The sequence below is a fragment of the Streptomyces sp. DSM 40750 genome (assembly GCF_024612035.1).
GTDB lineage: Bacteria > Actinomycetota > Actinomycetes > Streptomycetales > Streptomycetaceae > Streptomyces.
Genome location: NZ_CP102513.1, coordinates 1,070,785 through 1,085,571, shown reverse-complemented (window position 1 = coordinate 1,085,571; position 14,787 = coordinate 1,070,785). Strand labels below are relative to the sequence as shown.

The window sequence follows — 14,787 nt, the reverse complement described above, 5'->3', positions numbered from 1 at the left end:
CCCCGCATGGCTGTCGACACCGCCGCACAGGCGGCATACATCGTCTCGGCACTGTTGTTCATTCTGGCCCTGGCGGGTCTGTCGAGGCACGAAACCGCCAAGGCCGGCAACACCTTCGGCATCGCCGGCATGGCGGTGGCGCTGATCGCGACGGTCGCGCTTGCCCTCGACCAGGACCTGGAGAACTCCGGCCTCGGCCTGCTGATCGGCGCCACCGCCGTCGGCGCCCTGATCGGGCTCCGACGTGCCAAGGTGGTGGAGATGACGGGTATGCCGGAGCTGATCGCGCTCCTGCACAGCTTCGTGGGGCTGGCCGCGGTCATGGTCGGCTGGAACGGATACCTCCACGTCGAGGCGGACCTCGACGGCAGCGGAGCGCAGGCGCTGCGCGTCACAGACGCTCTTGGCATCCACCATGCCGAGGTGTTCATCGGTGTGTTCATCGGCGCGGTGACGTTCACCGGTTCCGTCGTGGCCTTCCTCAAGCTGTCCGCACGGATGAAGTCCGCGCCGCTGACGCTGCCCGGCAAGAACGCCCTCAACGTCGGCGCCCTCCTCGTGTTCGCCGTGTTGACCACCTGGTTCGTGATCGAGCCGAGCCTCTGGCTCCTGGTGGCGGTCACCGCGATCGCGCTGCTGCTCGGGTGGCACCTGGTGGCCTCGATCGGCGGCGGTGACATGCCGGTCGTGGTGTCCATGCTGAACAGCTACTCCGGCTGGGCCGCGGCCGCGTCGGGATTCCTCCTGGAGAACGACCTGCTGATCATCACGGGTGCTCTGGTCGGTTCCTCCGGCGCGTACCTCTCCTACATCATGTGCAAAGCGATGAACCGGTCCTTCATCTCCGTGATCGCCGGTGGCTTCGGGATCGAGGCAGGCCCGGGTGGTGACCAGGACTTCGGTGAGCACCGGGAGATCGGTGCCGAAGGCGTCGCGGAGATACTCACCGGCGCTGACTCAGTGATCATCACCCCCGGCTACGGCATGGCGGTCGCGCAGGCACAGCACGGTGTGGCCGAACTGACCCGAACCCTGAGGGAGAAGGGCAAGGACGTCCGCTTCGGGATCCATCCGGTCGCCGGGCGGCTCCCCGGCCACATGAATGTGTTGCTGGCCGAGGCCAGAGTGCCCTACGACGTCGTGCTGGAAATGGACGAGATCAACGACGACTTCGACGGCACGTCCGTGGTGCTCGTCATCGGTGCCAACGACACCGTCAACCCGTCGGCGATGGACGACCCCGGCAGCCCGATCGCCGGTATGCCGGTGCTGCGGGTCTGGGAGGCCGACAACGTGGTGGTCTTCAAGCGGTCCATGGCCTCCGGCTACGCCGGCGTGCAGAACCCGTTGTTCTTCCGGGAGAACGCGGCGATGCTGTTCGGCGATGCCAAGGAACGTGTCGAGGACATTCTCCGAGCACTCTGACGCCGTCGCGGCCGACCGCTGACTCCGTCTCGGTCGGCCGCGACGCGGCCTCGTCTGATATCCATCACGCTGTCTTCCCGAGCTCCTCTCAACCCACCACCGGGTCGTCAGGACCGCAAGAAGTTGCTGGTGGGATGACCATGGGTGGGCGTCGGTGGAGAGTGGGGCGGTGCCGCAAGCCTGATCGGAGAGCATGCCGAGGGGCTCACCAGATTCGGGGGGCTTCCTGTCGAGTGCCTTCTACCGGTCTCGGTCAGGCAGCGGTTGAGGAGTGGGATGACCCTGAAGGCAACGGAGACCAGACACCTTCCACGGGACTCAAGCCCGGTCTCCAAAACCGAGGTTGAAAAATGGGGAGCTATTCATGGTTGGCGGCATACTTGTGCAATCCCGGCAGTGCGATAGGTGATCGGAATGTCCCAGTCGGCAACAACTGGGGCGCCGAGTTGCAGGTGGGCGCGGACCAGGAGGTCGCGTTAGTCTCGCCAGGAGAAGCTCTTGCGATGTTCCTTTGAGGAGCAGTGGAAGCCGGGGCCGGTAGATAGTCATGACGTCTCGCCAGGCCGGTAGCAGCACATCGCGGCGATGGAGATCCGTCGCCGAACTGTCCCGGACTCCGAGTCTGCCCGCGAACGGGCCCCAATCCGGCCTCGTCCTCAAGACGATGTAGGCCCCGAGGCCGCCGCGGTACTCCATCTGCGGCCACACTTTTCCATAACTCGACGCCCTACTCGTTACGTTCGAGCGCCCGCCGTCGGGGCTCCGCCACGAGTGTGGCGGTGCAGCAGCCGCCACACTCCCGCGATAGAACACGTGAGGCCGGAATTCCGGCCGATCACGGTTCTGATGCGTTGCAACGCCCACCGCTGATCTTCCCCGCCATGCGCTGCGGAGCTGCCCTTGGCGAGCCCATTTCCAGCCGAGTGAACGCGGATGGCGAAGCTCCGCAGAACATCTTCGTGATGCGGTGACAAGCGTCAGAGGGGTGGTTCCGGAGACAGGCGGTCACCCTCAAGAACCGCCTGCCTCCGGCTCACACCACCGCGCCCGGCGTTCCGGGCCTCGCGGTGCGGGGCGAGGCCCGGAAGCCAGTGGATCAGGGCGCTGGGTGGGAGTCGTGGGTCTGGCCCAGAAGCCGCCTGGCTCTCTCCAGTACGGGCTTGTCGATCATCCGGCCGTCGACCGCGGTGACGGAGTCCCCCGCGGCGATGACACTGCGCGCCCACTCCAACTCGGCCTCCGACGGGGCGAATCCCCGGCCGACTGCCTCGACCTGGGCAGGGTGGATGCAGAGTTTCCCGGTGAAGCCCAGTCGGCGCGCGTGCATGACGTCCTCGTGCAGTACCTCGGCGTCCTTCACCGCGGTGGTGACCCCGTCGACCGGTGGGCAGATGCCGGCTGCGGCAGAGACCGAGACGAGCTTGGAGCGTGCGTACGCGAGGGCGGCATGGTCGTCCCAGGCGACACCGAGCTGCCCGGCGAGGTCGACGTTGCCGAAGGCCACACGTGCGACGCCCACCGTGGCGCACACCTCCCATGCCCGCTCCACCCCCGCCGCTGTCTCGATGAGCGGAACGAGTTCGCAGCGTCCGGCGACCCGGGCGGCGACTTCCGTGAGTACGGCCGGATCCTCCGCCTTGGGCACCATGACCGGGCAGCCGTGGCGGGCCGCCTCCGCCAGGTCGGACTGGAACCACGGAGTTCCCGGCGGGTTGATCCGGACGACCGCGTCGTTCCCCTGAGCGAGCCAGGCGGCGGCATTGGCGCGGGCCTGCGCCTTGTCCTCAGCCGCGACGGCGTCTTCGAGGTCGATGATGACGAGGTCCGCACCGGAGGCGGCCGCCCTGAAGAAGCGGTCCGGGCGGTGTCCGGGGACGAAGAGCCAGCTACGAGCCGACGAGATGTACCTGCTGCCGATGGTCATGCGAACGTCACCTCGGCGGTGGCGTGCTGGGCCTCTCGGCCTGAGGCGATATGTAGCTCTGTCCGGCCGTTCACCGGGGTGCCGGCGGCGAGAAGGCGCTCGCCCGCGAAGGCCGGGCTGCGCAGACGATAGGACACGGATCGCACCTGTCGGGTCGGGGCGTTGCGGTGGACGAGATCCATCATGAGCAGCACCAGAAGGGGGCCGTGGACCACCAGCCCCGGATAGCCCTCCTCGTCCCGGGCGTAGGGCAGGTCGTAGTGGATGCGGTGGGCATTGGCGGTGAGCGCGCTGAAGCGGAACAGCAGAGGCGGGTCCGGCCGCAGTGAGAGCTGCCACGCGTCGTCGGCCTGGGGTTCCGCCGACGTTTCGAGTGTCACGGGAGCGCTCCGGGTGGGGCCGCGTCCGGACCGGTAAACGATGTCCTGCTCCTCGACGAGACAGGTCCGGCCCCCTTGACGGTACTCGTTGCGTTGCGTCACGAAGAGCAGTTCACCGGTTCTGCCGTGTTTGACCTCAACGCTCTGCACGCTGCTGACCCGCTCGGCCCTCTCGCCGAGACACAGGGGTTCGGAGACGGCGCAGCGCCCTCCGGCGAACATCCGCTGCCGGTCGGGGACAGGGGGCAGGAAGTGGCCGTGAGCCGGGTGGCCGTCGGGCCCGAGATCGCACTGGGCGGGCCAGTCCAAAAAGTAGAGCCAGTGCCACAGCGCCGGGAGGGGAGTCCCGGAGCCAGCGACGGGTTCGGGTCTGTCAAGCAGCGCCGACAGCGCCGCGACGGGGCCGGAGGACAGCGAGTCCTCGCGAGTGACCGAGCCCGGCTTCCATGACTCCACGTGCGCTTGGAGAGGACTTCTACTGAGCTGCATCGGCCCGTCCTTGGGAGCGGTGGGGTGCACGCGGGCGCTGCGCCGCTGGTGGGCTCGGCCCGTCGACTGACGTCCTTGACATAGTTGTAAGACAATTACATGATTGTCAATAGAGAGGCGCTTGTGGACGCACGATGACAACGCCCGCCCGGCCTGGAAGCAGGGCGGTTGATTCCTCTTGGCCGTTCCGTCTGGCCCTGGGTGCCCAGCGGTCCTTGAGTGCCGGTTAAGCGCCCGCAGTGCGCCGTTCCACAGAAGGGAATCACGTTGACGCCAGCGCCATCACCTCAGCCACTCGACGGTCTGCGCATCGTCGAAGGCGCTTCCTTCGTGGCCGGCCCCTCGGCCGGCCTGGCTCTCGCCCAACTCGGGGCGGACGTCATCCGGGTCGACCCGCCGGGCGGTGGAAGCGACTTCCTTCGCTGGCCGCTCTCCTCCACCGGGGACAGTCTGTTCTGGGCCGGCCTCAACAAGGGCAAGAGGTCCGTGACGATCGACCACCGCACTGAACAGGGACGGGAACTGCTGCTCGCCCTAGTCGCGGCGCCCGGAAGCGGGGCCGGGATCTTCCTGGACAACATGGTCGGTCGACACCGGCTGACGTACGACGAACTGCGTGCTCGGCGCGAGGACGTCATCCACGTGCACCTCCAGGGCAGGAGTGACGGGTCCCCGGCCGTCGACTACACGATCAACGCGGAAGTGGGAGTACCACAGATGACCGGTCCCCAGGGCGGGGAGCAGCCGGTCAATCACGTACTGCCCGCCTGGGACCTGCTGTCCGGAATGGTCGTGGCCTCGGGAATCCTGGCCGCTGTACTCCACCGTGAGCGTGAGGGGCAGGGAGCTCAACTCGAACTCGCCCTGGCAGACGTGGCGTTGGCCGGCGTCGGCAACATGGGATGGCTGGCGGAAGCGGAGATGAGGGGCGGGCCACGGGTCCGGCAGGGAAACCACATGTATGGCTCCTTCGGCGTGGACTTCGAGACCTCGGACGGTCGTCGGCTGATGGTGGTCGCCCTGACCGAGGGGCAATGGTGCGCACTGCGCGACGTCACCGAGACGGGTGCCGTCTTCGCCGCGCTGGAGCGGGCCCTGGGTGCGGACCTGAGCCAGGAGGGCGACAGGTATCGGCTGCGTGAGACGATCGCCGCCGTACTGAGGCCATGGTTCGCCCAGCGGGACTTCGGCACGGTGCGCGAACTGCTGGAGCGCGCGAAGGTCCTGTGGAGTCCGTACCTGGACATGGCCGAGGCGGCTCGCGCCGCACGCGCTGACGAGACGTCGGTGGCGGCGGAGATGGACCAACCCGGGATCGGCCCTCTGCTGGCTACTGGCCGACCTCTGCGGTGGGCCGGAACCGGGGCGCCTCCCGTGCCGGCGCCACGCCTCGGCGAACACACCGAGGACGTGCTGTCCGATCTCCTCGGCCTCTCGACCGAGGAGATCGGCCGACTGCAGGACGCGGGTGTCGTTCGTGTGAGCTGCGACGACGGCCAGCGGAGTCGACGGCAGTCCGAACAGAGGCTTCCCCCGGGTTCGCCGCGACAGCGTAGCCTGCCCGCGCGGGCCTGACTGCCCCCGGAACTTGTACTACGGAGGCGACGCCGGTTGGCGGTGGCGGGTCACGTCGCACGGCTGCTCGTCTAGGGTGCGTGCCGGTAGGAGGGCGGGCCCTTGTGCTCCGCCGTCGGCCTTGATCGACACACCGGCAGTTGCGGGCTGGCATGGCGAACGGAGGGCCCGTGACGGTCGTATCAGAAGGCCTTTCTGAGTAGTCGGCTGACCTGCAGCGTCACATTGAACGGTTCGACCCGCTGCTTCCTCAGCTTTGACGACGCCGGTGTGTCGGCAGCGCTTCGATCTCTGTCATGGACGAACGCCGCGATGTCCTCACGTTCGCGATCCGGCAGACCGGCGACTGAACGCACTTCCGTCTACTGTCGCCAACCCGCCCGCCCCTGCCCTCGACGTGACCTTGGGCAGCCGCCGTCACCGACGTCCCCAGCTGGCCGGCCACTCCGCTGGCCGCAGATCCACCTGCACTCGTCAGCCGCCGGTCGGACGGCCCGGGGCGGTGGGCATTCCTGCGGCAGCGGAAGCGACGCGGCGGTCGGTGGTGAGGTCGAGGAGACGCGCCCATCACGAGGTGGCAACGGACCCGCGTGGCACTGTCAAGCCTCTTGACGGACAGTCGTTATGCAGCTTTGAATGCAGTCTGACATTAGCTCGCTTGGTAGATGTTGGGCCAGGCGCTCTGCAATGAGGCGGTGTGCTGATGAAGGTAACGCGCTGGGATCTGCCGAGGGTGGCCGTGGACGCCCCCTCTGCCGATGCCGCGGCAGTGGCTGCGGCTGAGCGTGCGGGCCGGCTCACAGACTTGAAATATCGCTGGCCCGCTCGCTACCGGGCAAGCTGGGCCGCGTTCCTGATGCTCGCCGCGGTGGTGCTCTTCGCGGCACCGCGCACGCTCAGCAGCGCGTCGCTCGAAATGGTCACCGCGCTCGCCGGTGTGCTGGCGATCGCCGCGATCGGACAGATGCTGATCATCATGCTGGGATCGATCGATCTGTCGGTCTCGGCCATTATGTCCGTGGCGGCCGGCATGATCGTCCACTACGGCGGCCCAGGGGCGAGCGCGCCGACGGTGATCGCCTTCGCGTTGGTGGTCCCGGTCGTGTTCAGTGTGGTCAACGGAGTGCTCATCGCCGTTTTCCGGCTCAACGCACTGATCGTCACCCTGGCGACGTTCGGCATGATCTCCGGTGGGATCACGCTGTGGACGAGTGTGTCGCTGTCCGTCTCCGGGCAGGCGCCACAGTCCCTCCAGGACTTCGCACAGAAGACGTTCTTCGGCGTCAATGTCGTCTTCCTGTTTGCGCTGGTCGTGGCCGTGATATTGGCCGCGGTCCTGACCAAGACTCGTTTCGGCCGCCGTATCGCAGCCGTCGGCGCCAATCGGCGGTCGGCGCGCGCACTCGGAATCCGGGTCACCGCTGTCGAACTGTCGACGTACGCCTTCGCCGGGCTGCTCTACGGCATCGCCGGCGTGCTGCTGGCCGGCTACATAGGGACGCCGGACGTCTACGCGGGCGCGCCGTACCAAATGGCCACGATCACGGCGGCGGGCATCGCCGGAGTGATCTTCACCGGAGGGCCGGCGAGCGTCGCCAGCGTCGTGATCGCCGCATTCTTCCTCCAGTTTCTCGACCAGGCGCTCTCCCTCATGGGCCTTTCGGCCGGGGCGCGCGTGGTGATCCAAGGACTTGCCCTCGTGGTCGCCGTCGCTGCCATCACCCTTGGCCAGTACGGCGCCTCGAGCTTCAGGCGTGGCTTCAAGAAGGCCGGACGCCCCGTTGCCGGCGGCTGACCCCAAGCAGTGTCATCTGCCGCATCTCCGTTACCTGCCATGCCGAGAGGAACACATCAATGACGATGGGCAAGCAGGCCTGCGTGCGTAGTCGGAAGACCCGCCAAAGGCTCACCATCACCACAGTCGCCGCGATACTCGCGCTGACCGCCTGTTCCAGCACGACAGCCAGCAACTCCACGAACAGAGCGGGCTCGGCGGACGCGTCCGCAGGGTCCTCCGCGCCGGTCGACGAGAAGGCCGTCGCCACGACCATCAAGCGGATGTTCCTGAAGGACATTCCGCTCGAAACCATGGACCCGGTGGTCCAGGAGGCCATGAAGACGGCCGCCGTCAAGTTCACGCCGAAGATGGAGTCCAAGCTCCAGGAGTGTCTGACGAAGAACGTCTGTGAGACCGGCACCGGCTCGCTCACGATCGGCTTCCCCAACGACAACATCAATCCTTGGCGCCAGACCTTCCGCGCCGAACTCACCGCCCAGGCGATCTCCTCGGGCCAGGTCTCGAGGATCATCTACAGCCTGGGGTCCGATGTCTCCAGCTACCTGGCGAACTTCAAGAGCCTGATCGCCCAAAGGCCTGACATCATCGTGATGGACACGATCTGGGGAGCCGCCGTGCTGCCCGTGGTGCAGCAGGCCAAGGCGGCCGGCATCACCGTCGTCCAGGCGGAGACACCGGTTCCGGACGCGGTCGCGAAGGCGGTCGACGTCTACGCGCCCGCCGACCTCTGCGGTGCCTACACCGACGGTGCGAAGCAAGTGGCCCAGATGGTCGGCAAGCCCGGCACCTACGGTCTCTACACCGGTGTTCCCGGCAACGCCAGCGCGGCGGCATGGCAGCCGTGCCTCCAGAAGGGCCTGAAGGACGCGGGCTGGCGCAAGTCGATCGAGGGCTTCACCCAGTGGACACCCCAGGGCATGACGCAGGCGGGTAATTCCCTGTACGCCTCCGGCCGGGACCCTGAGGCGGTGGCCTACGACTACACCCTGGAATACTTCATGGCCCCGTACCTCAAGGCCGACCGTACGCCGCCGATTCTGATGTCGGACGTTGTGAACTACGCCTTCCTCAAGCAGTTCAAGCAGGCGCAGGAGGACGGCGTCAAGGCAACCGCGTTCGTCGCCAACAGCCGTGTGTGGTACGGCCGCATCGGTGTCACCGCCGGAATCATGGCCAAGCAGGGTCAGAAGGTCGACCACGAGGTGTCGATTCCGTACCCGATGGTGGACATCAGCGAGGTCATGCCGACCTACGACCCGGCGATGCCGGCGAACGCACCGGTCCCCACCCTCTTCAATGCCAAGCAGGCGGCCGCGGTTCTTGCGGCAGGTTCGTGATTCCTGAACGACCTGGCGGTCCTGGCCGGACCGGGCCTCACCCGGCCCGGCCAGGACCGGAGCATCGAATTAGCCAGCGGAGGAATCCTTGATGGAGAAGATCATGCCGCGTACAGACGATCTCGCCGAGGACAGGACCCCCGGCAGTACGGACGTGGAGCGCAGTGTCCCCGCCGTCATCCTCACCGGGGTCACGAAGTCGTTTCCCGGCGTTCGCGCACTGTCCGACGTCGACTTCGACTGTCGCCCGGGCGAGGTCCACGCCCTGGTCGGCGAGAACGGCTCCGGGAAGTCGACCCTGATCAAAATCGCGTCGGGTGTCCTGGGCACGGACGAGGGCACGGTCCTCATCGGCGGCGAGGAACTCGGTGCCGGCGGGGTACAGCGGGCCCGGCGCCTGGGGCTCATCACCGCCTACCAGGACACTTCACTGGTCCCCGAGCTGAGCGTGGCCGACAACATCACCCTCAGCTTCAACGCCGTCGGCGAGACGAGACCGCCTGACCTGGACCGGATGCTCGCCCGGTTCCACCTCCCGTTCAAGCCCACGGACCTGGTCTCCGCCCTCGGCCCGGGCGCCCGCCAACTGCTCGAAGTGGCGAGAGCGATGGCCCACCGCCCTCGTGTACTGATGCTCGACGAGCCCACCGCCGCTCTCGACATGCGTTTGGCGGAGCAGCTCAGCGATCTCATCAAGCAGGCCCGCGACGAGGGCGCCGCCATCGTGTACGTGAGCCACCGACTGGCCGAGGTCAAGCGTCTTGCCGACCGTGTCACGGTGCTGCGCGACGGCGTCATCCAGGGGACGCACGAATCGCGGGACTGGGACGTCGACGAGATCGTCGAGCTCATGGTCGGCGCGCCGACCGAACTCGAGTTCCCCACGCGTACGCCGCCGTCTTCGTCGCCCGTCCGGCTGGACATCCAAGAGCTCTCCGGTCGCGGGTTCGGGCCGGTGTCGATCAACGTGCGTGCGGGCGAGATCGTCGGCGTCGCCGGGGCCGAAGGCAACGGCCAGCGAGCGCTGCTCCGCGGCGTCATCGGCATCGACCGGACCGGCGGATCGAGCAGCGTCGACGGCAAGAAGCAGCGCCGCGTCACGCCGGCGACCGCGCTCGACGCCGGCATCAGCTTCCAGAGCGGCGACCGGGCGGCCGAATCGGTCTTCGAGTCGATGTCGGTCATGGACAACGCCACGATCCAGATGGGCCCTGATTCCGGGCCGGCCGGCTTGTCGCTCACTCGACGGTTGCTGCCTGCCTTCCGGCAGGCGAAACGTGATCTGGGCATCGTCGCGGCGTCCCCGTATCAACCCGTCAGCGGGCTGTCTGGTGGCAATCAGCAGAAGTCCGTGCTCGCCCGGCCCGCGTTGCGTCAGCCGAAGGTGCTCATCGTCGACGAGCCCACGCAGGGTGTCGACGCGCGGGCCCGTATGGACATCTACCGCGTCCTCGCGTCCGCTGCCGACGAGGGCATCGCGGTCCTTGTGAACTCCTCCGACTCGGCTGAACTCGCGGGGCTCTGCGACCGCGTTTACGTGATGTCGCGCGGACGTGTCGTCCAGGAGCTCAGTGGGCCGACGACCGAGACCGAGATCGTACGCGGCTTCGTCAGCGCGACCGATGTCGCCGAAGAGCAGGGACCCGCCCTGATCCAGGGCCAGGGACTGATGCGGCGGCTGGTCGGCCGTGTGTCAGCGCACCTGCCCATCGCCATCCTGCTGCTGCTGATCACCATGGTCGCGCTCTACACCGGCACGCAGTCCGAAGTGTTCTGGACGAAGACGAACCTGGCGAACCTGCTGATCCTCACGTTGCCGCTGGCCTTCGTCGCGATCGGCCAACAGTTCGTGATGTTCACCGGCCTGCTCGACATCTCCATCGGTTCGACGATGAGCCTGACGGTCGTGCTGGTCTCTATGACATTGCCCGACCTAGGGATGTCATCGGTCCTCTCTACGCTGGGCCTGCTGACAGTGGAAGTCTTGGCAATCGGCCTGTTCAACGTTCTACTGATCGAAGTTCTCAAAGTGACACCGATCGTCGCGACGGTGGCGACCATGGGCATCGTTCAGGGCATCGCGATCGTCCTGCGCCCGCAGCCGGACGGCGTGATCGCACCGGAACTCGTCTCACTCGTCGCTCAGGGCATCGGCTTTGTTCCAGCCGCGTTCATCATCCTGGTGGTCATCGCGTTCGCCACGGAGTTCTGGCTCCGTCGAAGCCGCAGCGGGCTCGCCCTGCGCGCTGTGGGATTCCACGGCGAATCCGCTCGTCGCGTGGGGACACGCGTCGTCCGGGTACGCGTGTTCAGCCTCATCCTCTGCGCCCTCGGCGCCGTCGTCGGTGGCGTCTTCCTCGCCAGCCAGACGGGCTTGGGGTCGAACGCGGTCGGGGCCGGCTACACCCTTCCCTGCTTCGCCGCCGTGTTTCTTGGCGGAGCAGTGCTCAGCGGTGGCCGCGGATCGTTCGTCGGCGCCATGCTCGGGGCGCTGTTCCTGGGCCTGCTGAACAACGTCACACCACTGCTGCACATCCCGGATGCCTGGCAGCAGATCCTTTACGGGGGCATTCTGCTGGTGGCCGTCGCTGCCTACGCATCGCTCGAGCGCGCCCGCAACCGCGGCATCCGCACAGCATGACAACCCAATCGGCTCGCACTGGAGAACAACGGTGACCTACGAGATCAACACGCTGATCCCCGGTCGGACCTTCGTGGAGGCGCCCCGCTGGCACGAGAACCGGGTCTGGTTCTCAGAGCTGTACACATGCAGCGTCATGTCGGCCAGGGAGGACGGCTCAGACCTTCGCATCGAGGCGACTGTCCCGGCACAGCCGTCCGGACTGGCCTGGCTGCCCGACGGCCGACTGCTCGTCGCGTCGATGAGAGACCGGACGTTGTTGCGTCGCGAGGCCGACGGCAGCATGGTGGTGCACGCCGACCTGAGCGGACATGTCAACGGCTTTTGCAACGAAGTCATCGTCGACCGGCACGGCCGGGCTTATGTCGGCGACTTCGGATTCGACCTGGACCACCGGGCCCCGATGGCACCAGGCTCGCTTCACCGGATCGACCCGGACGGCCGGATCACCCGGGTCGCCACCGACCTCTGGTTCCCGAACGGCTGCGTACTCACCGAAGACAACGTCTTCATCGTCAATGAAACCTTCGGGAACCGCATCTCCGCCTTCGACCTGACTGACGACGGGCGGCTCGTCAATCACCGGGTATGGGCCGAGTTCGGTCCGCTGCCCAAAACGACGGAGTTCGCCCAGGCCGAGGCGGAGTTCCTCGTGTGTCCTGACGGCATGTGCGTCGATGCCGAGGGCGCGCTGTGGATCGCCGACCTCGGTTCCGAAAAGCTTCTGCGCCTGCGCGAAGGGGGCGAGGTGATCGACGAGATCGTGCCCGGCATGATGCCCTTCTCGTCCGTCATCGGAGGGGAAGACGGCCACACCATGTTCATCTGCGCCGCACCCGACTTCGACGAGCAGGAACGCCGGAGCACGACCGAGGCGAGGATCCTGACGACGCGGATGTCGGTGGGAGCGGCAACGGGGACGGTGGACAGCCGGCCTGCTGAAGTCGGGTAGCCCGCGTCGTGCCGCTTCGCTCCGCACCAGGCGACGGCTGCTGTCAGGGCGTGTGTCGAAAGTGGATCTTGTCCGTGAGTCGGCGACAGCTGATCAAGGTCAATTCCAGCGTTTGCCGGGCTCACGCCAACACACCGCCGGGGCGAGGGAAACGGGGACTTCCAGAAGGAACCGCCCGACGGCGTCGCCACCGAGTCGGCCAACCACAGTCTCGGAGCCTCGCACGGAGGACTCACGACCAAGCTCTTACTGAAGGTGCCAGGCCAGTCACTGAAGGTGCCTTCGACGTACCTCCCATGGCAGGGACCGCCTGATCCTGGGAGGAAATTGACCCCTCTTCGCTGGGCGTTTGTTGAGGTTCACTGGCTGCGGCTCACCCCATGCCCTCCCAAAGGATCGACTCGGTATGCACTTCATCACGATCGCCGCACCCGTGGCTCGCACCGGCGCCCGTCGCGTCATGCTGGCGACAGCGTCTCTGGTCTCCGCGACGATGCTCATCATGTTCTCGGCGGGTGCCGCGCAGGCGCACCACGGGTTCGACGACTTCGACACCGAACGCCTCTACTACATCTCGGGTACCGTCTCGCAGGTCCGCTGGGGCGAGCCGCACTCCCACTTCAACGTGACCATCGACAGCGATCTCCCCGCTGACACTCCCGAGCGCGATCTGCCTGAGGGACTGCGGGACGCCGCCGACAGCGACCCGATCAACGCCGCACCGTCCTACAGCGGTTCTCACGACGAGCTGGAGGTCACCATCGCACCGCCGAGCTTCACGGGGATGTGGGGCCTGGACCGCGAGCTCGAAGACGGCGAGCGGATCGAAGCCGTCGGTTATGTCGGCAAGAGCCACGACGACGAATTCCGTCCGGTCGTGTTCTGGTACGAAGAGGGGAAGCCTGTCAACCAGGTGCTCAACGAGGAACTCCCGGCGACGCCGTTGTCGGTGCCGTATCCGGAGGGCGACGCACCGTCCGGCGACGCCGACCAGGATTCCCCGTCTGCCTCAGCGGACTCCGAGGGCACGTCACCGGTTGCGGTGTGGGCCATGGTCGGTGGCGTACTGGTCGCCACCATCGCAGGTGGAGCCTTCTACCTGCGACGACGCTCGCCCCGAGCGTGATGGCGCTCGTCATGGACAATGTTTTCTCCTGGCTGGAGGACGGCTGGTTCGCCGAGGTCGTCCGTGGCACGGCCTACCTGTATCCGATGCTCGAAAGCGTCCACATCATCGGCATCGCCCTCCTCATCGGGCCGGCCGCAGCATTCGATCTTCGGCTGCTGGGGCTCGGTCGGCGGGCACTGCCAGTGACGACCGCGGCCAACTACCTGCTCCGCATGTCACACCTCGGCTTCCTGATCGCGGCAGCCACCGGTGTGGCCATGTTCCTGCCCGGCGCGAGCCTCATCGCCGACCGTGGCAGTGCTCCGTGGAAGCTCGGCCTCATCCTGCTCGCAGGTCTGAACATCCTGATCTTCCATCGGCGGACCTACCGCAGCGTGGCCGACTGGGATATAGACCAGCCGACGCCTGCCGCCGCCCGGCTCGCTGCGGTCGTCTCCCTCACGTCGTGGTCGGGTGTCACGATCGCGGGAAGGCTCCTGGCCTACACCTGACCGCCACAGCGGACGGAGCCGTCAGGAAGGATGGAGTTCGACATGCGCTTCATCAAGATTGGCGCGATGGCGCCGTAGCCCGGTGGTGATCGCTCTGGCTGCGCGGCGTCAGTGACCTGTGTGAACACTCCGCGTCGAGCCGTACTCGCTGGCCGCCCATGAGACCAACAGCTTCATCGCGCCAGCTCCCGTGCCCACGCCGGCGTCGCCGAGATCCGTTGCGCCCAGTCACCCGGGACATAAGTCGTCGGTTCGGGCAGGCCACCGAGCCGTTCGATCGCGGCATCGGCGGTCGGGACGGCCTTCTCCATGATGCCGCGCGACAGCTGCAGGTCGAAGATCTCTAGAGAGGCGCGCAGCCTCGCGGCGGCGGCTTCGGTCTCGGCCACGGTGACGCTCACCGCGACGAGAACGAACGGCGCGCCGATGCCGCTCGGGTGGGGGCCGGGGACGAAACACCGGCGATAGGTGTCCAGGGCTGTGGCGGTGCCACGGGGGTTGATCATGGCGGCGAGCAGTACGGGCCCGAGCCGGCCAGCCACGACCGCGCTGTTCATCCGTTCGCCGGTGTCGACCTGGTCTCCACGGGGTGGGGGGGAACCCCACCCCGTGGATCCTCGGGTCCTCGCCGAACAACGACGATGTC

12 protein-coding genes are annotated in these 14,787 nt (G+C 67.0%); 8 read left to right on the top strand and 4 right to left on the bottom strand.

Going from position 1 to position 14,787, the window contains the following annotated elements; translation table 11 throughout:
* Positions 1-6: 6 nt before the first annotated feature.
* On the top strand, positions 7-1,425 hold the full coding sequence (gene pntB / locus JIX55_RS05085; RefSeq protein WP_257562018.1) for a Re/Si-specific NAD(P)(+) transhydrogenase subunit beta: 1,419 nt from the start codon (positions 7-9) through the stop codon (positions 1,423-1,425).
* 734 nt (positions 1,426-2,159) lie between these two features.
* Here the strand turns inward: pntB and JIX55_RS51365 are convergent.
* The 3 genes from JIX55_RS51365 to JIX55_RS05075 form a co-directional block, all read right to left on the bottom strand.
* The gene (locus tag JIX55_RS51365) at positions 2,160-2,399 is read right to left on the bottom strand and encodes a helix-turn-helix domain-containing protein (RefSeq protein WP_443046375.1); all 240 of its coding nucleotides are present in this window, start codon (positions 2,397-2,399) and stop codon (positions 2,160-2,162) included.
* Positions 2,400-2,521: 122 nt separating this feature from the next.
* On the bottom strand, positions 2,522-3,349 hold the full coding sequence (locus JIX55_RS05080; RefSeq protein ID WP_257562017.1) for an HpcH/HpaI aldolase/citrate lyase family protein: 828 nt from the start codon (positions 3,347-3,349) through the stop codon (positions 2,522-2,524).
* Positions 3,346-4,218 carry a hypothetical protein gene (locus tag JIX55_RS05075; RefSeq protein ID WP_257562016.1) on the bottom strand — a complete coding sequence of 291 codons (873 nt, stop codon included), beginning with the start codon at positions 4,216-4,218 and terminating at the stop codon, positions 3,346-3,348. The genes JIX55_RS05080 and JIX55_RS05075 overlap by 4 nt, the downstream gene beginning before the upstream one ends.
* Positions 4,219-4,485: 267 nt before the next feature.
* Between JIX55_RS05075 and JIX55_RS05070 the strand changes: the two genes are divergently transcribed.
* The 7 genes from JIX55_RS05070 to JIX55_RS05040 all read left to right on the top strand — a co-directional run bounded on the left by JIX55_RS05070 (position 4,486) and on the right by JIX55_RS05040 (position 14,141).
* Complete coding sequence (locus tag JIX55_RS05070; protein WP_257562015.1) at positions 4,486-5,793, top strand: CoA transferase; 1,308 nt, start codon at positions 4,486-4,488, stop codon at positions 5,791-5,793.
* Positions 5,794-6,496: 703 nt separating this feature from the next.
* On the top strand, positions 6,497-7,588 hold the full coding sequence (locus JIX55_RS05065; RefSeq protein ID WP_257569218.1) for an ABC transporter permease: 1,092 nt from the start codon (positions 6,497-6,499) through the stop codon (positions 7,586-7,588).
* Positions 7,589-7,647: 59 nt separating this feature from the next.
* Positions 7,648-8,928 carry a substrate-binding domain-containing protein gene (locus JIX55_RS05060; protein WP_257562014.1) on the top strand — a complete coding sequence of 427 codons (1,281 nt, stop codon included), beginning with the start codon at positions 7,648-7,650 and terminating at the stop codon, positions 8,926-8,928.
* Between the two features lie 91 nt (positions 8,929-9,019).
* Entirely contained in the window at positions 9,020-11,569 is a 2,550-nt protein-coding gene (locus tag JIX55_RS05055) for an ATP-binding cassette domain-containing protein (protein WP_257562013.1), read from the top strand.
* A complete protein-coding gene (locus JIX55_RS05050) occupies positions 11,469-12,521 on the top strand; it encodes an SMP-30/gluconolactonase/LRE family protein (protein ID WP_257562012.1) in 1,053 nt (350 codons plus the stop codon). The genes JIX55_RS05055 and JIX55_RS05050 overlap by 101 nt, the downstream gene beginning before the upstream one ends.
* A 406-nt stretch (positions 12,522-12,927) precedes the next feature.
* The gene (locus tag JIX55_RS05045) at positions 12,928-13,647 is read left to right on the top strand and encodes a DUF6152 family protein (protein ID WP_257562011.1); all 720 of its coding nucleotides are present in this window, start codon (positions 12,928-12,930) and stop codon (positions 13,645-13,647) included.
* Positions 13,648-13,658: 11 nt separating this feature from the next.
* Positions 13,659-14,141 (top strand): DUF6644 family protein, encoded by a 483-nt coding sequence (locus JIX55_RS05040; protein WP_257562009.1) that lies wholly within the window; start codon positions 13,659-13,661, stop codon positions 14,139-14,141.
* Between the two features lie 173 nt (positions 14,142-14,314).
* Here the strand turns inward: JIX55_RS05040 and JIX55_RS05035 are convergent, their stop codons facing one another.
* The gene (locus JIX55_RS05035; protein ID WP_257562008.1) at positions 14,315-14,698 is read right to left on the bottom strand and encodes a hypothetical protein; all 384 of its coding nucleotides are present in this window, start codon (positions 14,696-14,698) and stop codon (positions 14,315-14,317) included.
* Between the last annotated feature and the right edge of the window lie 89 nt (positions 14,699-14,787).

Coding starts and splice junctions, on each gene's coding strand:
- JIX55_RS05065 (WP_257569218.1), top strand. CDS start 6,497: ATGAAGGTAACGCGCTGGGATCTGCCGAGGGTGGCCGTGGACGCCCCC.
- JIX55_RS05080 (WP_257562017.1), bottom strand. CDS start 3,349: ATGACCATCGGCAGCAGGTACATCTCGTCGGCTCGTAGCTGGCTCTTC.
- JIX55_RS05045 (WP_257562011.1), top strand. CDS start 12,928: ATGCACTTCATCACGATCGCCGCACCCGTGGCTCGCACCGGCGCCCGT.
- JIX55_RS05050 (WP_257562012.1), top strand. CDS start 11,469: ATGCCTGGCAGCAGATCCTTTACGGGGGCATTCTGCTGGTGGCCGTCG.
- pntB (WP_257562018.1), top strand. CDS start 7: ATGGCTGTCGACACCGCCGCACAGGCGGCATACATCGTCTCGGCACTG.
- JIX55_RS05035 (WP_257562008.1), bottom strand. CDS start 14,698: ATGAACAGCGCGGTCGTGGCTGGCCGGCTCGGGCCCGTACTGCTCGCC.
- JIX55_RS05055 (WP_257562013.1), top strand. CDS start 9,020: ATGGAGAAGATCATGCCGCGTACAGACGATCTCGCCGAGGACAGGACC.
- JIX55_RS05060 (WP_257562014.1), top strand. CDS start 7,648: ATGACGATGGGCAAGCAGGCCTGCGTGCGTAGTCGGAAGACCCGCCAA.
- JIX55_RS05040 (WP_257562009.1), top strand. CDS start 13,659: ATGGACAATGTTTTCTCCTGGCTGGAGGACGGCTGGTTCGCCGAGGTC.
- JIX55_RS05075 (WP_257562016.1), bottom strand. CDS start 4,218: ATGCAGCTCAGTAGAAGTCCTCTCCAAGCGCACGTGGAGTCATGGAAG.